20 protein-coding genes and 1 pseudogene are annotated in these 20,119 nt (G+C 72.4%); 7 read left to right on the forward strand and 14 right to left on the reverse strand.

What is annotated here, in order from left to right:
• Nucleotides 1–108: 108 nt before the first annotated feature.
• On the reverse strand, nt 109–876 hold the full coding sequence (locus G7Z13_RS03310) for a TetR/AcrR family transcriptional regulator (protein WP_165995865.1): 768 nt from the start codon (nt 874–876) through the stop codon (nt 109–111).
• A gap of 308 nt (nt 877–1,184) precedes the next feature.
• Between G7Z13_RS03310 and G7Z13_RS03315 the strand changes: the two genes are divergently transcribed.
• Nucleotides 1,185–1,649: a nitroreductase family deazaflavin-dependent oxidoreductase gene (locus G7Z13_RS03315; RefSeq protein WP_166004576.1), complete on the forward strand. Its 465-nt coding sequence runs from the start codon at nt 1,185–1,187 to the stop codon at nt 1,647–1,649.
• Here G7Z13_RS03315 and G7Z13_RS03320 read toward each other — a convergent pair.
• On the reverse strand, nt 1,633–2,973 hold the full coding sequence (locus G7Z13_RS03320; RefSeq protein ID WP_240926456.1) for a geranylgeranyl reductase family protein: 1,341 nt from the start codon (nt 2,971–2,973) through the stop codon (nt 1,633–1,635). The two genes, G7Z13_RS03315 and G7Z13_RS03320, sit on opposite strands and share 17 nt — an antisense overlap.
• 166 nt (nt 2,974–3,139) lie before the next feature.
• Between G7Z13_RS03320 and G7Z13_RS03325 the strand changes: the two genes are divergently transcribed.
• On the forward strand, nt 3,140–4,495 hold the full coding sequence (locus G7Z13_RS03325) for a dipeptidase (protein ID WP_165995867.1): 1,356 nt from the start codon (nt 3,140–3,142) through the stop codon (nt 4,493–4,495).
• Nucleotides 4,496–4,564: 69 nt separating this feature from the next.
• Nucleotides 4,565–5,272, forward strand: coding sequence for an MBL fold metallo-hydrolase (locus tag G7Z13_RS03330; RefSeq protein WP_165995868.1), 708 nt, complete (start codon nt 4,565–4,567; stop codon nt 5,270–5,272).
• Here G7Z13_RS03330 and G7Z13_RS03335 read toward each other — a convergent pair.
• The 3 genes from G7Z13_RS03335 to G7Z13_RS03345 form a co-directional block, all read right to left on the reverse strand.
• On the reverse strand, nt 5,269–6,345 hold the full coding sequence (locus G7Z13_RS03335) for an NUDIX hydrolase (protein WP_165995870.1): 1,077 nt from the start codon (nt 6,343–6,345) through the stop codon (nt 5,269–5,271). The genes G7Z13_RS03330 and G7Z13_RS03335 overlap by 4 nt on opposite strands.
• 137 nt (nt 6,346–6,482) lie before the next feature.
• Nucleotides 6,483–6,683, reverse strand: a complete 201-nt coding sequence (locus tag G7Z13_RS03340; RefSeq protein WP_165995872.1) for a hypothetical protein — start codon at nt 6,681–6,683, stop codon at nt 6,483–6,485.
• Nucleotides 6,684–6,749: 66 nt separating this feature from the next.
• Entirely contained in the window at nt 6,750–7,703 is a 954-nt protein-coding gene (locus G7Z13_RS03345) for an ROK family protein (RefSeq protein ID WP_165995874.1), read from the reverse strand.
• Between the two features lie 215 nt (nt 7,704–7,918).
• Here G7Z13_RS03345 and G7Z13_RS03350 point away from each other — a divergent pair, with 215 nt between their 5' ends.
• Both G7Z13_RS03350 and G7Z13_RS03355 read left to right on the forward strand, forming a co-directional pair.
• Complete coding sequence (locus tag G7Z13_RS03350) at nt 7,919–8,968, forward strand: LacI family DNA-binding transcriptional regulator (protein ID WP_165995875.1); 1,050 nt, start codon at nt 7,919–7,921, stop codon at nt 8,966–8,968.
• A gap of 7 nt (nt 8,969–8,975) precedes the next feature.
• Entirely contained in the window at nt 8,976–9,827 is an 852-nt protein-coding gene (locus tag G7Z13_RS03355) for a hypothetical protein (protein ID WP_240926102.1), read from the forward strand.
• 67 nt (nt 9,828–9,894) lie between these two features.
• Here G7Z13_RS03355 and G7Z13_RS03360 read toward each other — a convergent pair whose 3' ends face one another.
• The 5 genes from G7Z13_RS03360 to G7Z13_RS03380 all read right to left on the reverse strand — a co-directional run bounded on the left by G7Z13_RS03360 (nt 9,895) and on the right by G7Z13_RS03380 (nt 14,647).
• Complete coding sequence (locus G7Z13_RS03360) at nt 9,895–11,190, reverse strand: aldolase/citrate lyase family protein (RefSeq protein WP_165995877.1); 1,296 nt, start codon at nt 11,188–11,190, stop codon at nt 9,895–9,897.
• 162 nt (nt 11,191–11,352) lie between these two features.
• Nucleotides 11,353–12,315, reverse strand: coding sequence for an electron transfer flavoprotein subunit alpha/FixB family protein (locus G7Z13_RS03365; protein ID WP_165995878.1), 963 nt, complete (start codon nt 12,313–12,315; stop codon nt 11,353–11,355).
• 53 nt (nt 12,316–12,368) lie between these two features.
• The gene (locus G7Z13_RS03370; protein ID WP_165995880.1) at nt 12,369–13,154 is read right to left on the reverse strand and encodes an electron transfer flavoprotein subunit beta/FixA family protein; all 786 of its coding nucleotides are present in this window, start codon (nt 13,152–13,154) and stop codon (nt 12,369–12,371) included.
• 218 nt (nt 13,155–13,372) lie between these two features.
• Entirely contained in the window at nt 13,373–13,882 is a 510-nt protein-coding gene (locus G7Z13_RS03375) for a flavin reductase family protein (RefSeq protein ID WP_166004578.1), read from the reverse strand.
• 351 nt (nt 13,883–14,233) lie between these two features.
• Complete coding sequence (locus G7Z13_RS03380) at nt 14,234–14,647, reverse strand: thioredoxin family protein (protein ID WP_166004580.1); 414 nt, start codon at nt 14,645–14,647, stop codon at nt 14,234–14,236.
• A 76-nt stretch (nt 14,648–14,723) separates the two neighbouring features.
• Here G7Z13_RS03380 and G7Z13_RS03385 point away from each other — a divergent pair.
• Together G7Z13_RS03385 and G7Z13_RS03390 are read left to right on the forward strand one after the other, a co-directional pair.
• Nucleotides 14,724–14,986: pseudogene (locus tag G7Z13_RS03385) on the forward strand (DUF4395 family protein).
• 184 nt (nt 14,987–15,170) lie between these two features.
• The gene (locus tag G7Z13_RS03390) at nt 15,171–15,899 is read left to right on the forward strand and encodes a lysophospholipid acyltransferase family protein (protein WP_165995882.1); all 729 of its coding nucleotides are present in this window, start codon (nt 15,171–15,173) and stop codon (nt 15,897–15,899) included.
• A gap of 23 nt (nt 15,900–15,922) precedes the next feature.
• Here G7Z13_RS03390 and G7Z13_RS03395 read toward each other — a convergent pair whose 3' ends face one another.
• The 4 genes from G7Z13_RS03395 to G7Z13_RS03410 form a co-directional block, all read right to left on the reverse strand.
• Nucleotides 15,923–16,495 carry a transglutaminase domain-containing protein gene (locus G7Z13_RS03395; protein ID WP_165995883.1) on the reverse strand — a complete coding sequence of 191 codons (573 nt, stop codon included), beginning with the start codon at nt 16,493–16,495 and terminating at the stop codon, nt 15,923–15,925.
• A 161-nt stretch (nt 16,496–16,656) separates the two neighbouring features.
• Nucleotides 16,657–17,727, reverse strand: coding sequence for a low specificity L-threonine aldolase (locus tag G7Z13_RS03400; RefSeq protein ID WP_165995885.1), 1,071 nt, complete (start codon nt 17,725–17,727; stop codon nt 16,657–16,659).
• Nucleotides 17,724–18,470, reverse strand: coding sequence for an SDR family NAD(P)-dependent oxidoreductase (locus tag G7Z13_RS03405; RefSeq protein ID WP_166004582.1), 747 nt, complete (start codon nt 18,468–18,470; stop codon nt 17,724–17,726). Before G7Z13_RS03405 ends, G7Z13_RS03400 begins: the two co-directional genes overlap by 4 nt.
• Before the next feature lie 44 nt (nt 18,471–18,514).
• Nucleotides 18,515–19,912 (reverse strand): DUF6421 family protein, encoded by a 1,398-nt coding sequence (locus G7Z13_RS03410; protein ID WP_165995886.1) that lies wholly within the window; start codon nt 19,910–19,912, stop codon nt 18,515–18,517.
• Nucleotides 19,913–20,119 lie beyond the last annotated feature (207 nt).

The raw sequence follows: 20,119 nt of genomic DNA on the forward strand, positions 1-20,119 counted from the left end.
CGCGTCACCGGCGTCCCCCACGGGAGGTGATCATGCGTACTCCTCACGGGGTACGCCCGCTCGGGTACCGCCGCCCCTCGGGGCAGTGACCCTGGGGCCGCTCGTCGTTCACTCGTGCACCAGCCCCACGGAGTGGGCCAGCTGGGCCACCGCGTGGCGGAAGAACGGTTCGCGGTCCTCGACGACCCGGTTGAACTGGCCGAAGACCTCGAAGCCGACCAGCCCGAACAGCTGCGCCCAGGCCGCGACCAGCACGGCCACGACCTCCGGCGGGAGGTCGGGGGCGAGGTCGGCGGCGATGCGCTCGGCCTCGGCGCGCAGCCCGGCGGGCAGCGGGGTCCTGGCGACGCCCTTGCCCCGGTGGGCGTCGCGCACGATCCGGATGAGGAGGTGTCCGACGCGGGCGGCGGGCGGGACGGTGGCCTGCGGGGCGGTGTAGCCGGGCACGGGCGAGCCGTAGATCAGGGCGTACTCGTGGGGGTGCGCGAGCGCCCACGCGCGCACCGCCTCGCACACGGCCGTCCAGCGCCGTACCGGTCCGGCGTCGGCCACCGCGTCGTGCGCGGTCTCGGCGGCCTCGCCGAGGGAGTCGTAGGCGTCGATGATGAGCGCGGTCAGCAGGTCGTCGCGGCTGGGGAAGTAGCGGTAGAGCGCGGAGGAGACCATGCCGAGTTCCCGGGCGACCGCGCGCAGGGAGAGCTTGGCGGCGCCGTCGACCGCGAGCTGCCGGCGGGCCTCGCCCTTGATGGCTTCCGTGACTTCGATCCGGGCTCGGGCGCGGGCACCGCGCGGGGCGCTGGGGGCGTTGGGGGCGCTGAGGGCATATCGCGGGGCGCTCGGGGTGGCGCTCGCGCCTGCCGTGTCGCTGCTGCTCATGGCGGCAGTCTCCCATGGATATGGGAGCGGTGCACTGAAACGAGAGCAGTGCACGCGAACGAGAGCAGCGCACGCGCGTGAGAGCAGCGCACACGTCCGAGAGCAGCCTCGCGAACGAGATCGGCGCACACATTCGAGATCAGTGCTCTTGCTTTGGATCAGCGCTCTCGTGCACACTGCTCACAACCGAGAGCACTGCTCACACTAACGCTGACGCCCAGCTCACACTCACGGCGGCGCCCGCCCAAGGTCGCGCCCGCACCCACGCTCCACCCATGACCCACACCCCACCCACGACAGGGGGAACCATGTCCACCCACGTCCGCAAGCCCGGCTGGCTCACCGTCAACGTCATCAACCGCGCCGTCGCCTGGCTGACCCGCCGCGGCCTCAGCGTCTGGGGCTCCCGCGTCCTCGCCGTCCGCGGCCGCAAGAGCGGCGAGTGGCGGACCACGCCGGTGAACGTGCTGACCGTGGACGGCGGGCGGTATCTCGTCGCGCCGCGCGGGCACGTCCAGTGGACGCACAACATGCGCGCGGCGGGCGGCGGCGAGCTGCGTCTCGGCCGGACCGTGGAGGCCTTCACCGCCACCGAGGTCGCCGACGACGACAAGCCGCCGCTCCTGCGCGCCTACCTGAAGCGGTGGAAGGCCGAGGTGGGCGTGTTCTTCAACGGCGTCGGCCCCCACTCCCCCGACGCCGAGCTGCGCCGTATCGCCCCCGACCACCCCGTCTTCCGCATCGAGACGATTTCCGTCAGGACGACGAGCTGACCTCGGCCCCGGCGGTCCCGGTCCCGTTCCCGCTCCCGGATCCCGACCCGTTCCCGGCCCCGGCTCCGGACCCCGCCGCACCCGCGGACTCGGTCTCGGCCCCGGACCAGGCCCCGGCCCGCCGGTCGAGCACGGTCAGGGCCCGCTGCGCGATCGGCCGGGTCCGGACGATCTCGCCCAGGGACGTCGAGCCGCGCGTGATGTCCATGAACGCCCGCCAGGCCGGCCGGAAACCGGTCAGCGCCGCGTGGAAGAGCCCGGGCCGCCGCTCGAACGCCTGGAGCAGCCGCTTGCCGACGGCCATCTCCACGCCCAGCCCGGCCTTGACGGCGAAGGCGTAGTTCAGGGCCTGCCGGCGGGTGTCCACGGCGTCGTGCGCCTCGGCGATGCGGACCGCCCACTCCCCCGCGAGCCGCCCCGAGCGCAGCGCGAACGAGATGCCCTCGCGGGTCCACGGCTCCAGCAGCCCCGCCGCGTCCCCGCACACCAGCACCCGTCCGCGCGACAGTGGCGAGTCGTCGGCGCGGCAGCGGGTCAGATGCCCGGAGGAGACGCTCGGTTCGAAGCCGGCGAGACCGAGCCGCCCGATGAAGTCCTCCAGGTACCGCTTGGTCGCGGCGCCCTCGCCGCGCGCCGAGATCACACCGACGGTGAGCGTGTCGCCCTTGGGGAAGACCCAGCCGTAACTGCCCGGGATCGGCCCCCAGTCGATGAGGATCCGCCCCTTCCAGTCCTCGGCGACCGTCTCCGGCACCGGGATCTCCGCCTCCAGGCCGAGGTCGACCTGTCCGAGCTTCACGCCGACATGTGCTCCTATGCGGCTGGCGCTGCCGTCCGCGCCGACCACGGCCCGCGCGAGCACCGTCTCGCCGCCCTGGAGGACGACGGCGACGGTGCGCCGGTCCGGGACCGCCGAGCCGTGCTGTTCGACCCGCTGGACGGTGACGCCGGTGCGCAGCTCGGCGCCCGCCTTCTGGGCGTGCTCGACCAGCCGCTGGTCGAACTCGGGCCGGTTGACGAGCCCGAAGAGCATCTGCTTGGAGCGCCGGGTGCGGGCGAAGCGGCCGTTGTGGGAGAACGTCACCGCGTGCACGCGGTCTTTGAACGGCAGTTCGAAGCCGGGCGGCAGGGCGTCGCGCGAGGGCCCGATGATGCCGCCGCCGCAGGTTTTGTAGCGGGGCAGCTCCGCCTTCTCCAGCAACAGCACACGCCGTCCGGCCACCGCCGCCGCGTAGGCGGCCGAAGCGCCCGCGGGTCCCGCGCCCACCACGACGACGTCCCACACCTGCCGCACGTCGTCCGCCGAAGAGTTCTCGCTGCTCACGATGGTCTGCTGCTCCCGATCCGCCGCCTGCCGCTCCCCCCGGCCCTCGGTCGGGCAGGGGTCCCCCATGTCCTTCGCATCCTACGGCGAAGATCGCGCGAGGCCGCTGTGGGAGGATCGGCACCACTCGCACTCGTACAACGTCGCACCCACAAGGAGCGTGCCCATGTCGTCGAATCCGGTCGCCGAGACCGTCGCCTCGCTGATGCCCAGGGCGAAGGCGGAGCTCACCGAACTGGTGGCCTTCAAGTCGGTGGCGGACTTCGACCAGTTCCCGAAGGCCGAGAGCGAGGGCGCCGCGCGCTGGGTCGCGGACGCGCTCACCGCCGAGGGGTTCCAGGACGTGGCCCTGCTCGACACCCCGGACGGCACCCAGTCGGTGTACGGCTACCTGCCCGGCCCCGAGGGCGCGAAGACGGTGCTGCTGTACGCGCACTACGACGTGCAGCCGCCGCTGGACGAGGCGGCCTGGACCACCCCGCCGTTCGAGCTGACCGAGCGGGACGGCCGCTGGTACGGGCGGGGCGCCGCCGACTGCAAGGGCGGCGTGATCATGCACCTGCTCGCGCTGCGCGCGCTGAAGGCGAACGGCGGCATACCGGTGCACGTCAAGGTGATCGCCGAGGGCTCCGAGGAGATGGGCACGGGCGGTCTGGAGCGGTACGCCGAGGCGCACCCGGAGCTGCTGGAGGCCGACACGATCGTGATCGGCGACGCGGGCAACTTCCGCGTGGGCCTGCCGACGGTCACCTCGACGCTGCGCGGGATGACCCTGGTCCGGGTCCGGGTCGACACCCTGGCGGGCAATCTGCACTCGGGCCAGTTCGGCGGCGCCGCGCCGGACGCGCTGGCCGCGCTGATCCGCGTGCTGGACTCGTTGCGCGCCGAGGACGGCTCGACGACCGTGGACGGGCTGACCGCAGACGCCTCGTGGGACGGTCTGCAGTACGACGAGGAGCAGTTCCGCAAGGACGCCAAGGTGCTGGACGGCGTGGAGCTGATCGGTTCGGGTACGGTCGCGGACCGCATCTGGGCGCGGCCCGCGGTCACCGTGCTCGGCATCGACTGCCCGCCGGTGGTCGGCGCGACCCCGTCGGTGCAGGCGAGCGCGCGGGCGCTGGTGAGCCTGCGGGTGCCGCCGGGCGTGGACGCGGCGGAGGCGACGAAGCTGCTCCAGGCGCACCTGGAGGCGCACACCCCGTGGGGCGCGCGGGTGAGCACCGAGCAGATCGGTCAGGGCCAGCCGTTCCGCGCCGACACGACCAGCCCCGCGTACCAGGCGATGGCGGAGGCGATGGCGGTGGCCTACCCGGGTGAGGAGATGCAGTACGCCGGCCAGGGCGGCTCGATCCCGCTGTGCAACACGCTCGCCTCGCTCTACCCCCGCGCGGAGATCCTGCTGATCGGGCTGAGCGAGCCGGAGGCGCAGATCCACGCGGTGAACGAGAGCGTGTCGCCCGAGGAGCTGGAGCGGCTGTCGGTGGCGGAGGCGCTGTTCCTGCGCAACTACGCGGCGAGCTGAGGCACCGCCTCCGCTCTGCTCTCGGCCAAGGCCCCTCGCCTTGCGGCGGGGGGCTTCTACCGTCCTGCCATGGACGTCATCGAACTCCTCCCCCGTCTGCATCTGCTGCGTTTCCCGGTCGGCCAGGCCTATCTCTGGCGGGACGGGGACGAGTTGACCCTGGTCGACGCCGGTCCGGGCGGCTCGGGCGCGGCGCTCGCCGAGGCGGTGGCCGGGCTGGGCCGGGTCCCGGGCGACGTACGGCGGATCGTGCTCACGCACTTCCACGAGGACCATGTGGGCGGGGCGGCGGAGTTCGCCGCGCTGAGCGGGGCGGAGGTGTACGCGCACGGTCTGGACGCGCCGTACGTCCGGGGTGAACGGCCCGGTCCGCCGCCGGTGTTCGAGGACTGGGAGCGCCCGGTCCACGCGGAGGCGGCCAAGCTCCTCCCGCCGGACGACTTCCCGCGTCCGGCCGAGGTGACGGAAGTGTCCGACGGTGATCTGCTCGGCTTCGGGGGCGGGGCGCGGGTCGTCCACGTCCCGGGCCACACCGAGGGCAGTGTCGCGTTGCATCTGCCGCGGTACGGGGTGCTGTTCACCGGGGACGCGGTGGCCGCGTCCCCGGTGGACGGCGCGGTGCTGCCCGGTGTGTTCAACCTGGACCGGGCGCGCACCCTCGCGTCGCTGCGGCGGCTGGCGGAACTCGACGCGGAGGTCGCCTGCTTCGGGCACGGCGATCCGGTGCTCGCGGGGGCCGGCCGGGTGCTCGGGAAGGTGGCGGAGGGCGCTGTCTAGGGGGTGTCGGGCGCCGTACCGTCGTGCCGGTCGCCGACCGGGACGCCGGCCTCCAGGTACAGTGCCGCTCCGCGCTCGCGGGCTCTCAGGGCCCAGCGCAGGCGTTCGTAGCGTACGGGCGGCAGCAGGCCGGCGGCTTCCTGTTCGGTGACGAAGCGCCAGCCGCGCAGTTCGGGTCCGGGCAGCAGGACCCGGGCCGTCTCGGCGGAGTCGAGGCGTCCGCCGTCGAAGAGCAGCCGCAGCCCGCCGTAGCCGGGGGGTGTGGGCGGTTCCCAGTCGGCGACGAGCAGCCGCGGTACGTCGGTCAGGCGGATGCCGGTCTCCTCGGCGACCTCGCGCATGCCGGCCCGGGCGGGTGCCTCGCCGGGCTCCACGACGCCGCCGGGGAACTCCCAGCCGGGCTTGTAGGTGGGGTCGACGAGCAGCACGCGGTCCTGCTCGTCGAAGAGGAGGACGCCGGCGGCCAGCGTCTCGGCGGTGGGTTCGGGGGTCTGCACGATCTCGCAGACGGGCACCTCGCCGGTGGCGACGGCCGCCGCGATGCGGACGGCGGTCTCGTAGGGGGTGAGGCGGCCGTTGTCGACGAGATGGGCGTCGACGGCGAGCCAGGAGGCGAGGGCGGCGCGGTACGGCTCGATGTGGTCGTAGGCCCACTGCCGTATCCGTATCTCGCCGTCGGGGAGGTCCGGTGGGATCTCCCGGTGGGCTATCCGCTCGCGCAGTATCGTTTCGGCCGGGGCGAGCAGCACATGGCTGACGGTGATCCGGCGGGCGGCGAGCCCGCCGAAGATCTCGTCGCGGTAGTCCTGGCGGAGCAGGGTCATGGGGACCACCAGGGTGCCGCCGAGTTCTGTCAGCATCGCGGCCGCGGTGTCGATGACCAGCCGGCGCCAGATCGGCAGATCCTGGAAGTCGCCGACCTCGGCGAGGTGTTTGGCCGGCAGCAGCTGTGCGAGCGCGCCGCCGATGACCTCGGGGTCGAAGAGCGTGCTGTTCGGGATCAGGTCGATCAGTTCCCGTGCGGTGGTCGTCTTCCCCGCACCGAACGTGCCGTTGATCCAGACGACGGTCACGTTTCCCCCTCTTCTGTTGGCCCCCTGTGGATTGCCCGCTCCACCCTGCCACGGAAACCAGCCCCCGTTGAGGGCGCACAAGCGGAAGGCGCCGGTCCCCGTGGCGGGGAACCGGCGCCTTCCGGCCCTGAACCGGGTCAGTTCTCCTGCTCGCCGGACGCGTCGTCGCCGGCGGCCGTGTCCAGGCTGTCGTGGGCGAGGACCGGGTCGAGGCTGCTGACGTTGTCGCCCACGTTGAGGCCCGACAGCTGTTCCCCGAGCGCGTGCGACGGGGTGACCGCCGCGACGACGAATCCGGTGGCGAGGGAGGCGATGGCGAGCATGCTGCGCTTCTTCATGCCCCGTTCAACTGAGAACGGGGCACGAGGTCACGCGTGCGCGGCCAGGACGTTGCCCCGCGAACCTCACACACCCGCCGCGGCCGCGTCCGTGCGGTGGGCCAGGACCGCGGCGGCCGCACCCACCAGGCCCGCGTCGGTGCCCGTTTGGGCCGGGGCGACCTCCAGGTGCCGGGCGAAGGAGAGGGTGGCGTAGTCGGACAGCGCCCGGCGCAGTGGGGTGAACAGGACATCGCCCGCCTTGCCCACGCCCCCGCCGATCACGGCGATGTCGATCTCCACGAGGGTGGCGGTCGCGGCGATCCCCGCGGCGAGCGCGCGGGCGGCCCGCTCGAAGGAGGCGACGGCGACCGGATCGCCGGCCCGCGCCGCGGCGGCCACCGCGGCGGCGGAGGTGTCGCCGTCCGGGCCGGGCCGCCAGCCGTTTGCCAGGGCGCGCCGGGCGATGTTCGGGCCGCTCGCGATGCGCTCCACACAGCCGCGCGCTCCGCACGGGCAGGGATCGCCGTCGAGGTCGACGCTGATGTGCCCGATGTGGCCCGCGTTGCCGGTCGGGCCGGGGTGCAGCCGCCCGTTCAGCACCAGGCCGCCGCCGACGCCCGTGGACACCACCATGCACAGCGCGTTGTCGTGCCCCCGCGCGGCACCCTGCCAGTGTTCGGCGGCGGTGATGGCCACGCCGTCGCCGATCAGCTCGACGGGCAGCCCGCCGGTCGCCGCGCGGACCCGCTCGACCAGCGGATAGCCGCGCCAGCCGGGCACGTTCACCGGGCTCACCGTGCCGGCGGAGGCGTCCACCGGCCCGGCGCTGCCGATGCCGACGGCGTCCACGCGGCTCCACAGCGGCACGGCGGCCAGCTCGTCGAGGACGTCGCGGACGGCCCGCATCACGGTGTCGCCGTCCTCCTGCGCGGGCGTCGGGCGCTGCGCCCGCACCACGATCCGGCCGCCGCCGTCCACCAGCGCGCCTGCGATCTTGGTGCCGCCGATGTCGAGCGCGGCCACGAGGTCGGTGTGCATCAGAGTCGGATCTCCCCGTCAACCAGGTGTGTTCTCCCCGTCGACCAGGGGAGATGGGCCGGCCGGTCCTGCGGTGGGGCGCGGGTCCGGAATGTGCGGTGGACAGTCTCTCCCGCGCCTGACAACGTTGTCCAGGCTCTATGCTCGACGCCACATCCTCGTACAACCCCACGGACCCAAGCACCCCCGTGGATCACAGGACAGGACACCGCACCGTGCCCGAGACCATCCGCCGAGCCGACCGTCTCCCCGGCAGCCGCTACGGCAACCGGCCCACCATGAAGGACGTCGCGGCGCGCGCCGGAGTCGGACTGAAGACGGTCTCCCGGGTCGTCAACGGCGAGCCGGGCGTCACACCGGAGACCGAACAGCGCGTCCAGGAGGCCATAGCGGCGCTGGGCTTCCGCCGCAACGACAGCGCGCGGGTGCTGCGCAAGGGCCGTACGGCGAGCATCGGGCTGGTCCTGGAGGACCTCGCCGACCCGTTCTACGGCCCGCTGAGCCGCGCGGTCGAGGAAGTGGCCCGCGCCCACGGCGCGCTGCTGATCAACGGCTCCAGCGCGGAGGACCCGGAGCGCGAGCAGGAACTGGTGCTGGCGCTGTGCGCGCGGCGGGTGGACGGGCTGGTGGTGATCCCCGCCGGGGACGACCACCGGTATCTGGAGCCGGAGATCAGGGCGGGCGTCGCCACGGTCTTCGTGGACCGCCCGGCCGGGAAGATCGACGCGGACGTGGTGCTCGCCGACAACTATGGCGGCGCCCGCGACGGCGTGGCCCATCTGATCGCCCACGGGCACCGCCGTATCGGCTTCATCGGCGACATGCCCCGCATCCACACCGCCGCGGAGCGGCTGCGCGGCTACCGGGCCGCGATGGAGGACGCCGGGATAGCGGTCGAGGAGTCCTGGATGTCGCTCGGCGCCACGGACCCGGCGCGGGTGCGCCGCGCGGCCGAGGACATGCTGTCCGGGCCGGCGCCCGTCACCGCGGTCTTCACGGGCAACAACCGGGTCACCGTGACGGTGATCCGGGTGCTGGCCGAGCACAGCCGCCGGGTGGCCCTGGTCGGCTTCGACGACATCGAGCTGGCCGATCTGCTCCGGCCCGGCGTCACGGTCGTCGCGCAGGACGCGGCGGCGCTCGGCCGGACCGCCGCCGAGCGGCTGTTCCGTCAGCTGGACGGCTCCCTGACCGTGCCGGAGCGGATCGAGCTGCCGACCCGGCTGATCACGCGCGGCTCCGGTGAGCTGCCCCCGGCCCCCTGAGGTTCCCGTGACCGGATCCGGCGACCGCTCCCTGCGCGCGCTCGGCCTCGCCGACGCGCCGCGCGAGCACCCGCTGCTCTATCCGGGTGCCTGGCCCGAGGACTCCGGGCTGCTCACCGGGGACCGCCTGCTGGCCCTCGGCCGGCTGACGTACGAGGACCGGGTGCCGGTCCTCGCCGTCGGCTCCAACGCCTGCCCCGGACAGCTGCGCCACAAGATGGACGAGGCCGGCGTCGATTCGCCCGTTCCTCTGGTGAAGACCCGGGTGACCGGCCTCGACGTGGGCGTCTCGGCGCACGTGAGCCGCATGGGCTATGTGTCCGCGTCGCCGTTCGCGGCGGCCGGTGCGGTGCGGGAGCTGTTCGTCCTCTGGCTGGACGCCGAGCAACTCGCGGTGGTCGACGCCAGCGAGGGCGTGCCGCTGCCGGGCGGCAACTTCCGGCGGGCCTGGCTGCCGGCGCCCGAGGTCCGGATCGAGACGGCGGACGGCCGTACCCTGCCCGGCGCGTACGCCTATGTGAACCGCCGTGGCGTCCTCCACGACGGCACGGACGTGCCGCGCCGCCACCCCGGCCGGCAGCGCGTCCTCCTCACCGCACTCCTCGCCGCGCTCCCCCGCTTGCGGGCCCTGTTCGGCGTCACGCCGGAGGAGTTCTCCGCGCGGGCCCGCGCCGACCGGAGGCTGTGCGACCGGGGCACCCGGCTGTTCGCCGAGGAGAAGCTGGTGACGATGTCCGGCCTGGAGCAGTACGCCGGGACCGGGCCGGGCGGCCGGCCGGACGGCGAGCCGGGCAGCGACGGCCGGCCCGGCGGGCCAGACGGGCCCGCGGCCCCGCAGTCCCCGCAGGGAGGCCCCTGAGGGGCGGGGAGGGGGCGCGGGGCAGGGTGTACGGCGGTCCGGGGGACGGCCTGCGGGGCGAGGGCCGTCAGCCGGCCGAGGGGGTCAGGTCCCCTCGGCGGGGGGCGGCGAAGCCCTCCAGGTCGGCCCGGGTCAGTCCGGACAGCCGGGCGACCTCGGCGATGTCCAGGGCGCCGCAGTCGAGGCCGCGCAGCAGGTAGCCGCTGAGGGCCTTGGCGGTGGCGGGCTCGTCCATGACGTCGCCGCCGGCCCGGTTGGCGTAGCGGGCGAGGCGCCCGGCGGCCTGCTCGAAGCCCTCGCGGTAGAAGGCGAAGACGGCGGCGTAGCGGGTGGGGATGTGGCCGGGGTGCATGTCCCAGCCCTGGTAGTAGGCGCGGGCCAGGGCGCGGCGGGTGAGGGCGTAGTGCAGGCGCCAGGCGTCGTGGACCTTCGCGGTGGGGCCGACGGGCAGGACGTTGGTGGAGCCGTCGCAGACGCGTACGCCGGTGCCCGCGGCGGCGACCTGCATGATCGCCTTGGCGTGGTCGGCGGCGGGGTGGTCGCTGGCCTGGTAGGCGGCGGAGACGCCGAGGCAGGCGCTGTAGTCGAAGGTGCCGTAGTGCAGGCCGGTGGCGCGGCCCTCGGCGGCCGGGATCATCCGGGCGACGGTGGCGGTGCCGTCGGCGGCGAGGATGGCCTGGCTGGTCTCGATCTGGATCTCGAAGCCGATCCGGCCGGGCTCCAGGCCGTGCGCCTTCTCGAAGGCCTCCAGGAGCCGGACCAGGGCGGTGACCTGCTCGGGGTAGGTGACCTTGGGCAGGGTCAGGACGAGTCCGCCGGGCAGGCCGCCCGCGTTCATCAGGCCGGTGAGGAAGACGTCCAGGGTGCGGATGCCGCGGTCGCGGACCGGCGCCTCCATGCACTTCATGCGGATGCCCATGTACGGGGCGGCGGTGCCGTTCTCGTAGGCCTCGGCGATCAGGCGGGCGGCGCGGGCCGCGTCCCGGTCCTCGTCCTCGCCCTGGTAGCCGTCCTCGAAGTCGACGCGCAGGTCCTCGATGGGTTCGCGCTCCAGCTTGGCGCGGACGCGGGAGTAGACGGGCTCGGCGAGGTCGTCGGAAAGGCCGAGAGCGGCGGCGAAGGACGCGGCGTCGGGGGCGTGCTCGTCAAGGGCGGCGAGGGCCTGGTCGCCCCAGGAGCGGATGGTGCCGGCGGTGAAGGCGTCACCGGGGACGTAGACGGTGTGGACGGGCTGGCGGGTGCCCGGGTCTCCGGGGTAGAGGCGCTCCAGTGCGGCGTCGACCGGTGCGAGGGAGGCGCTGATCTCCTCGCCGACGGCGCCCGCGAGGCTCGTCGCGACCTGCTCCTGCTGGCCCTGACCCATCCCAACACCCTCCTGTTTTCCACTCTACGGAATCAACAATCCGTTGAACGAAAACTATCCGTGGACTCGCGGCTGGTCAACACCCTCAGTAGAGCACCCGCGTACGCCGAGACCCCCGTGACCGTCGGCGGTCACGGGGGCCTCGGCTCAGCCGTGCGGGGTTCAGCCCTTGCGGGCCTTGACCTGCTCGGTCAGCTGCGGGACGACCTCGAACAGGTCACCGACGACGCCGTAGTCGACCAGGTCGAAGATCGGGGCCTCGGGGTCCTTGTTGATGGCCACGATCGTCTTCGAGGTCTGCATACCCGCGCGGTGCTGGATCGCGCCGGAGATGCCGGCGGCGATGTACAGCTGCGGGGAGACGGACTTGCCGGTCTGGCCGACCTGGTTGGTGTGCGGGTACCAGCCCGCGTCCACCGCGGCGCGCGAGGCGCCGACGGCCGCGCCGAGCTGGTCGGCGAGGGCCTCGATGATCGCGAAGTTCTCGGCACCGTTGACGCCGCGGCCACCGGAGACCACGATCGCGGCCTCGGTCAGCTCCGGGCGGCCGGTCGACTCACGCGGCGTACGGCCGGTGATCCTGGTGCCGGTGGCCTTCTCGGAGAAGGTCACCTCCAGGGCCTCGACCGTACCGGCGGCCGGGGCGGCCTCCACGGCGGCCGAGTTCGGCTTGACCGTGATGACCGGGATGCCCTTGGAGACACGGGACTTGGTGGTGAAGGCGGCGGCGAACACCGACTGGGTGGCCACCGGGCCCTCGTCGCCGGCCTCCAGGTCGACGGCGTCGGTGATGATGCCGGAGCCGATGCGCAGCGCCAGGCGGGCGGCGATCTCCTTGCCCTCCGCAGAGGACGGGACCAGGACGGCGGCCGGCTGGACGGCCTCGACCGCGGCCTGGAGGGCGTCCACCTTCGGCACGACGAGGTAGTCGGCGTACTCGGCGGCGTCGTGGGTCAGGACCTTCACCGCGCCGTGCTCGGCGAGCGCGGCGGCGGTGTCGGCGGCGCCGTTGCCGAGGGCGACGGCGACCGGCTCGCCGACGCGGCGGGCCAGGGTCAGCAGCTCCAGGGTGGGCTTGCGGACGGCACCGTCCACGTGGTCGACGTAGACGAGGACTTCAGCCATGGGACTTCTTCTCTCCTGCTTGCGAAGTTGAGGGGCGGTCAGCGAAGCCGGGCTCAGATGAACTTCTGGCCCGCGAGGAACTCAGCGAGCTGCTTGCCGCCCTCGCCCTCGTCCTTGACGATCGTGCCGGCCGTGCGGGCCGGGCGCTCGGCCGCGGAGTCGACCGTGGTGTAGGCACCCTCGAGACCGACCTCGTCGGCCTCGATGTCCAAGTCGGACAGGTCCCAGGACTCCACCGGCTTCTTCTTGGCGGCCATGATGCCCTTGAAGGACGGGTAACGCGCCTCGCCCGACTGGTCGGTGACGGACACGACGGCCGGCAGGGAGGCCTCGAGCTGCTCGGAGGCGGCGTCGCCGTCGCGGCGGCCCTTGACGACGCCGTCCTCGACGGAGACCTCGGAGAGCAGGGTGACCTGCGGGACGCCCAGGCGCTCGGCCAGCAGGGCCGGAAGGACGCCCATGGTGCCGTCGGTGGAGGCCATGCCGGAGATGACCAGGTCGTAGCCGGCCTTGTCGATGGCCTTGGCCAGGACCAGGGAGGTGCCGATGGCGTCGGTGCCGTGCAGGTCGTCGTCCTCGACGTGGATGGCCTTGTCGGCACCCATGGAGAGGGCCTTGCGCAGGGCGTCCTTGGCGTCCTCGGGGCCGACCGTCAGGACGGTGACCTCGGCGTCGTCGGCGTTCTCGGCGATCTGGAGCGCCTGCTCGACCGCGTACTCGTCCAGTTCGGAGAGCAGACCGTCCACGTCGTCACGGTCGACGGTCAGGTCATCGGCGAAGTGCCGGTCGCCAGTGGCGTCGGGCACGTACTTCACGGTGACAACGATCCTCAAGCTCACGCCGGCTCTCCTACTGCCTCGTCATTTCTCGGCTGCCTCTTGCAGGCAGCATAGGCGCCCCAAGCGGCCGCTCCCGACCGGGGCGACCTGCGCTCCCGGCCGAAATATTACTCGTCAGTACACCCAGTTCGTTCCCACTAAGCAAGCGCTTTGAACTGTGACCTTCGCAACGCAGCGTAACCGGAACTCGACGCCTTCGCAGGCCGAGCGGGACGTGATCAATCGCGCAGCGCGGTGAACCGGCCCTGGTGGTAGAGCAGCGGACGGCCGGCGCCGGCGGGGTCGCCGACGACGATCTCCGCGAGCACGATCCGATGGTCCCCCGCGGGCACGCGCGCGTGGACCCGGCACACCAGCCAGGCCAGCACGCCGTCGAGCAGGGGCACGCCCTCGGGGCCCTCCCGCCAGGCGGTGGGCGCGCCGAACCGGTCGGCGCCGCTGCGGGCGAAGGTCGCGGCCAGCTCCTGCTGGTGCTCGCCCAGGATGTGGACGCCCACGTGGTCGGTCCCGGCGATGGCGGGCCAGCTGGACGCGGCGGTGCCGACGCCGAAGGAGAGCATCGGCGGATCCGCGGAGACCGAGGTGAGGGAGGTGGCGGTGAAGCCGACCGGGCCCGACTCGCCGCGCGCGGTGATCACCGCGACGCCGGCCGCGTGCCGCCGGAAGACGGCGCGGAGCAGGTCGGGAGAGGCGGGCTGCGGCGGCGGGCCCGGGCGGGGGGCGGGCAGCCCGGAAGCCGACTGGGCCGGAGCGGACCCGGCCGGAGCGGACCGGGCGGGAGTGGTCGCCACGGAGGAGTTCGCGGCCGAGGAGTTCGGAGCCGAAGAAGCCGGAACGGAAGAAGTCGGAGCCGGGCCGGCCAGATCAGGCGTTGCCGTCATGGGGTGGGGCCTTCTGAGGGTGGGACGAGCGGGTCCGTGGCTGCTCAACAGCCCGGACAGCGTGCGCTCGCGGTGCGGACGAGATCTATGTGGGCCCGCCCGTGGAGAAGGAGTTCCGAAGGCACGGGCCCAGGCTGACGATCGCCGGCATGCACAGTCAAGTCTCTCCGGGCTTCTGGGAGCTGGGTCACGTCGGACTCAGACGGCTTCGCCGAGGGCCGCGATCACGTCGGCCTTGCGGGGCTGCCCGGTGGCCCGGCGGACGATCCGGCCGTCGGCGTCGAGCACCAGCACGGTCGGCGTGCGGAGGATGCCGAGGCGCCGGACGAGGCCGAGACGGGACTCGGCGTCGATCTCGACATGGCTGACGCCCGGCACCAGGCCGGCCACCTCGCCGAGGATCCGCCGGGTGGCCCGGCAGGGGGCGCAGAAGGCGCTGGAGAACTGCACCAGCGTGGCGCGCTCGCCCAGTTCCGCGCCCAGCTCGGCCGCGTCGAGCCGCTGCCCCTCGTCCCGCACGCGCACCCGTACTCTCCCGTTCCGCCGCCGTCGCAGCACTGCGCAGGCGCTCGCCGCCGCGAGCACCGCACAGCACACCATCAGTCCGGTCATCACTGTGCTGCAGCGTTCACGAGACCGCAAAGATTCCCGGCTCCCCGCGGGCGGCCCGTTGCGGAATGCTGGATTCATGGACATCGACGTGAGGGGGCCGCGGTTCGTGGCGGCCGTGACGGCCGCCGTCCTGGCGGTCGTGCTGATCACGGAAGCACGTGGCTGCTGGCATGGCAGACGCTGGTGTTCGCGCTCGGCGCGGCCGGCGGGGTGGGGCGATCGCCGTACGGCTGGGTGTTCCGGAGGGCGGTACGGCCGCGGCTCGGGCCGCCGACCGCGTTCTGCCTGGGCTGCGAAACCTACCTGCTCGCGCGGCGCGTCACGGTCCAGGCGGAGTGACGAGCAGGGGAAAACCCGAGGTGATCATGGCTGGGACGTGACGAGAATCTCGCCGCATACGGGCACGAGGACTGGCTACCCGTCCGTTCTTGGGGCACCATCTGCGACATGCCGTAAACCTACGGCTGCGTAACTTTCCACTGGGAGCCCCTTCCCAGGAGAGAAGGAAGGGTCCACTTCGTCCATGGCAGAGCTCGTCTACCGTCCCGTCATCGGTCTCGCCCGCACGATGTTCAAGGTGTGGGACCTCAAGATCGACTGCAAGGGCTCGGAGAACATCCCGCGCTCGGGCGGTGCCGTGCTGGTCAGCAATCACATCAGCTACCTGGACTTCGTCTTCAACGGGCTGGCGGCGCTGCCGCAGAAGCGGCTCGTCCGTTTCATGGCCAAGGAGTCGGTCTTCCGGCACAAGGTGTCCGGGCCGCTGATGCGCGGAATGAAGCACATCCCCGTGGACCGCAAGCAGGGTGAGACGGCGTACGCGCACGCCCTCGACTCGCTGCGGTCCGGCGAGGTCGTCGGGGTCTTCCCGGAGGCGACCATCTCGGAGTCGTTCACGCTGAAGAGCTTCAAGTCGGGCGCCGCGCGCCTGGCGCAGGAGGCGGGGGTGCCGCTCATCCCGATGGCGGTGTGGGGTACCCAGCGGCTGTGGACCAAGGGCCACCCGCGCAACTTCAAGCGCAGCCACACCCCGATCACCATCCGGGTGGGCGAGGCGATCGAGGCGTCCCGCGACAAGTACGCCGGCGCCCTCACCCGGCAGCTGCGCGAGCGCGTGCAGGAGCTGCTGGAGGCCGCGCAGCGCGCCTACCCGGTCCGCCCGAAGGACACCGACGACCCGTGGTGGCTCCCCGCCCACCTGGGCGGCACCGCCCCGACGGCGGACGAGCTGCGGGCGGCCGAGGCGCACTGACCGCAGTGTCCGGGTGCCGGGGCTCAGAGCGTCCTGGGAAGCGTCCGCATCAGCTGTGCCCGGTCGTCGGCGGCCCGCAGGGCGGCCAGGACGGCCGGGTGGGGCGCGGCGTACAGCACGGGGTGGTCGAGCTCCCCGGAGTCCGGATCGGTGACGAAGGCCAGCCGCTCACCGTCGAGTGAGAACCGGGCGTCCACGCCGGGTTTGTTGCCCCGGGGATCCTGCCGGTGCCAGGCGCCGCGGAAGCGGACGGCGACCAGGCCGTGCACCACGTCGAACTGCTGGTAGCACAGCGCCGTCGGGATGTCCTCCGCGCGCAGCAGCGCGGCGAGCGCGTGCGCCTTGGCGTAGCAGATGCCGGTCCCCTGCTCCAGCACGTCGGAGGCCCGCCAAGTGACGCGCGGGTCACCGGAGTCCTGCGAGTGGGCAATGGTGTCGCGGACGAACTCGAAGGCCGCGCGCGCATAGTCATACGAGTCGGCCGCCTCCCGAGCCAGGCGGTCGGCGGTTTCCCGTACCCGCGGATGATCGTGGTCGATGACCTCGTCGGCGGCCAGGTAGGCGGACAGGTCTGCGGTTTGCTGGATCAGCTGCATGCCCGTGAAGCCTAGGACCCGAGACGATCACCGGTCAATGGATTTACCTTCTGTCGTATAGATATGCAGCGCGCGGATCTATGGCTGCATCCGGTCAGCAGCGGATACGACGAAGAGCGGCCGCCCCCTCGGGACGGCCGCTCTCTCCATGTCCTGGCCCGTCAGCGGGCCATCTCCTCCTTGACGGCGGCGACGAACGCGTCCACGTCCTCCTCGGTCGTGTCGAACGCGCACATCCAGCGCACGACACCGGCCGCCTCGTCCCAGAAGTAGAAGCGGAACTTCTTCTGCAGCCGCTCGCTCACCTCGTGCGGGAGCCTGGCGAAGACGCCGTTGGCCTGCACCGGGTACAGGATCTCCACGCCGTGCACCGCGCGGACGCCCTCGGCGAGGCGCTGGGCCATCTCGTTGGCGTGGCGGGCGTTGCGCAGCCACAGGTCCTTGGCGAGCAGCGCCTCCAGCTGCACCGACACGAAGCGCATCTTCGAGGCGAGCTGCATGGACATCTTGCGCAGATGCTTCATCTTGCGGACGGCGTCCGGGTTGAGGACGACGACCGCCTCGCCGAACAGCGCGCCGTTCTTCGTCCCGCCCAGCGAGAGGATGTCCACGCCGACCGCGTTGGTGAACGTGCGCATCGGCACGTCCAGCGAGGCCGCGGCGTTGGCTATCCGGGAGCCGTCCAGGTGCACCTTCATGCCGTGCGCGTGGGCGTGCTCGCAGATCGCGCGGATCTCGCCCGGCGTGTAGAGGGTGCCCAGCTCGGTGCTCTGGGTGATCGACACGACCTGCGGCATCGCGCGGTGCTCGTCGTCCCAGCCCCAGGCCTGCCGGTCGATCAGCTCGGGCGTGAGCTTGCCGTCGGGGGTCGGCACGGTGAGCAGCTTCAGGCCGCCCATGCGCTCCGGGGCGCCGCCCTCGTCGACGTTGATGTGGGCGCTCTCGGCGCAGATCACCGCGCCCCAGCGGTCGGTGACCGCCTGGAGCGCGACGACGTTGGCGCCGGTGCCGTTGAAGACCGGGAACGCCTCGGCGCTCGCCCCGAAGTGGCTGCGGATGATCCGCTGGAGGTTGTCGGTGTAGGCGTCCTCGCCGTACGCGACCTGGTGCCCGCCGTTGGCCAGGGCCAGGGCGGCGAGCACCTCCGGGTGGGCGCCGGCGTAGTTGTCACTGGCGAAACCGCGGACCTCCGGGTCGTGATGGCGACGCGCGTCGGTCTTCGGGGGGTTCACGGCTTCTCGGTCAGCCACAGACGGTTTCCGTTCACTTCCGCGGCGGGCTTGTCCCAGACGCCGACGATCGCCTCGGCGAGGTCCTTGACGTCCGTGAAGCCCGCGAACTTCGCGTTGGGCCGCTCGGCGCGCATCGCGTCGTGCACCAACGCCTTCACCACCAGGATGGCAGCCGCCGAGGTCGGACCCTGCTCGCCCCCGGCCTTGCGGAAGTAGTCGGCCAGGGCCAGCGTCCACGCCTCGGCGGCGGCCTTGGCGGCGGCGTACGAGGCGTTGCCCGCGGTGGGCTTGGTGGCGCCGGCCGCGCTGATCAGCACGTACCGGCCGCGGTCGCTGCGCTGGATGGCCTCGTGGAAGGCGAGGGAGGTGTGCTGCACGGTGCGGATGAGCAACAGCTCCAGCAGGTCCCAGTCGTCCAGGTTGGTTTTGGTGAAGGTCTCGCTGCCGCGCCAGCCGCCGACGAGGTGGACCAGGCCGTCGACGCGGCCGAACTCCTTCTCGGTGCGGGTGGCCCAGTCGCGGGTGGCTTCCAGGTTGAGCAGGTCGACCGTCTCGCCGGTGACGGTGGCGCCGCCGGAGGCGTAGCGCGCCGCGTCCACGGCCTCGGCCAGCCGCTCCGGGTCGTTGTCGGCGCCGACGACCGTGGCGCCGGCCTCGGCGAGCCGCAGCAGCGCCGCCCGCCCGGCGGGTCCGCCCGCGCCGGCGACCGCGATCACCGCACCGCTGAGAGCCCCGTTCCCCATGTTCTTCGCCTCCTGCTGAGCAGTGTTCTCGGTACGGCGGTCGCTCACGCGGCGATCCGCTCGACGCTGTCCGCCGTGATGCCCTTGGTGGAGGCGATCACGTTTTTCAGCTTCTTGGACAGTGCCTCATAGAACATGCTCAGCGGAAACTCGTCCGGAAGCACGTCATCGACGAGCTTGCGCGGCGGCTGGGTCAGGTCCAGGGCGTCCGGACCCTTGGCCCACTTGGAGCCGGGGTGCGGGGCGAGGTAGGTGGCGACCAGCTCGTAGCCGGCGAACCAGTGGACGAGCTTCGGGCGGTCGATGCCGTCACGGTAGAGCTTCTCGATCTCGGCGCAGAGCTGGTTGGTGACCTCGGGGGCGCGCTTCCAGTCGATGGACAGCTTGTTGTCGGTCCAGCGCACGACGTCGTGCTGGTGCAGGTAGGCGAAGAGCAGCTGGCCGCCGACGCCGTCGTAGTTGCGGTTGCGGTCGCCGGTGACCGGGAAGCGGAACATGCGGTCGAAGAGCACCGCGTACTGCACGTCACGGGCCTGCGGGACGCCCTCGGCCTCCAGCTTCACGGCCTCCTTGAAGGCGGTGAGGTCGCAGCGCAGCTCCTCCAGGCCGTACATCCAGAACGGCTGGCGCTGCTTGATCATGAACGGGTCGAACGGCAGGTCGCCGTGGCTGTGGGTGCGGTCGTGGACCATGTCCCACAGCACGAAGGCCTCTTCGCAGCGCTTCTGGTCGTGGACCATGGCGGCGATGTCGTCGGGCAGCTCCAGGCCGAGGATGTCGACGGCGGCGGCGGTGACCCGGCGGAAGCGGGCGGCTTCGCGGTCGCAGAAGATGCCGCCCCAGGTGAAACGCTCGGGCGCCTCGCGCACGGCGATGGTCTCGGGGAAGAGGACGGCGGAGTTGGTGTCGTAGCCGGCCGTGAAGTCCTCGAACTTGATGCCGCAGAACAGCGGGTTGTCGTAGCGGGTGCGCTCCAGCTCGGCCAGCCAGTCGGGCCAGACCATGCGCAGCACGACCGCTTCGAGGTTGCGGTCCGGGTTGCCGTTCTGCGTGTACATCGGGAAGACGACCAGGTGCTGGAGGCCGTCCTGCCGGTCGGCGGCGGGCTGGAAGGCCAGCAGCGAGTCCAGGAAGTCCGGGACCTGGAAGCCCTCGTCCGCCCAGCGGCGCAGGTCCTTCACCAGGGCCGCGTGGTAGGCGGCGTCGTGCGGGAGCAGCGGGGAGAGCGCCTCGACGGCCTCGGTGACCTCGCGTACGGCGGCCTCGGCGTCCTCACGGCGCGGGGCGCCCTCGGCCTCGAAGTCGATCGATCCGTCCTTGGACTGCCATGGCCGGATCCGCTCCACGGCATCCTTGAGCCGGGGCCACGCAGGGTGCTCCACGACCCTGTCCGCCGAAGGAACCTGGCCCTCCGTACCCACCTGCACAAGAATTTCCGTCATGTCCCATCCTCCGCTGGAGAACCTTGCGTAAAGACACCGTATGCATATGCGGTTTCTCCCAGCAAGAGGAGGAGCGGGAAATTATTCTGCACAGCCCCATCATCACCGAACTTTTTCCTGTCCCTCACGGCAGTTGGTGTGACGCGTCGCGGAACCGTCACCGCCGCGCCACGTTCGCACGACACCGCGCGGGCGGCCGGGGACGCA

It is taken from the genome of Streptomyces sp. JB150 (genome assembly GCF_011193355.1).
Taxonomy (GTDB): domain Bacteria; phylum Actinomycetota; class Actinomycetes; order Streptomycetales; family Streptomycetaceae; genus Streptomyces.

Bases quoted from the DNA above. Each gene is read 5' to 3' on its own strand.
- G7Z13_RS03310 (WP_165995865.1), bottom strand. From the start codon at position 876: ATGAGCAGCAGCGACACGGCAGGCGCGAGCGCCACCCCGAGCGCCCCG.
- G7Z13_RS03315 (WP_166004576.1), top strand. From the start codon at position 1,185: ATGTCCACCCACGTCCGCAAGCCCGGCTGGCTCACCGTCAACGTCATC.
- G7Z13_RS03325 (WP_165995867.1), top strand. From the start codon at position 3,140: ATGTCGTCGAATCCGGTCGCCGAGACCGTCGCCTCGCTGATGCCCAGG.
- G7Z13_RS03330 (WP_165995868.1), top strand. From the start codon at position 4,565: ATGGACGTCATCGAACTCCTCCCCCGTCTGCATCTGCTGCGTTTCCCG.
- G7Z13_RS03340 (WP_165995872.1), bottom strand. From the start codon at position 6,683: ATGAAGAAGCGCAGCATGCTCGCCATCGCCTCCCTCGCCACCGGATTC.
- G7Z13_RS03345 (WP_165995874.1), bottom strand. From the start codon at position 7,703: ATGCACACCGACCTCGTGGCCGCGCTCGACATCGGCGGCACCAAGATC.
- G7Z13_RS03360 (WP_165995877.1), bottom strand. From the start codon at position 11,190: ATGGGTCAGGGCCAGCAGGAGCAGGTCGCGACGAGCCTCGCGGGCGCC.
- G7Z13_RS03365 (WP_165995878.1), bottom strand. From the start codon at position 12,315: ATGGCTGAAGTCCTCGTCTACGTCGACCACGTGGACGGTGCCGTCCGC.
- G7Z13_RS03380 (WP_166004580.1), bottom strand. From the start codon at position 14,647: ATGACCGGACTGATGGTGTGCTGTGCGGTGCTCGCGGCGGCGAGCGCC.
- G7Z13_RS03390 (WP_165995882.1), top strand. From the start codon at position 15,171: ATGGCAGAGCTCGTCTACCGTCCCGTCATCGGTCTCGCCCGCACGATG.
- G7Z13_RS03395 (WP_165995883.1), bottom strand. From the start codon at position 16,495: ATGCAGCTGATCCAGCAAACCGCAGACCTGTCCGCCTACCTGGCCGCC.
- G7Z13_RS03405 (WP_166004582.1), bottom strand. From the start codon at position 18,470: ATGGGGAACGGGGCTCTCAGCGGTGCGGTGATCGCGGTCGCCGGCGCG.
- G7Z13_RS03410 (WP_165995886.1), bottom strand. From the start codon at position 19,912: ATGACGGAAATTCTTGTGCAGGTGGGTACGGAGGGCCAGGTTCCTTCG.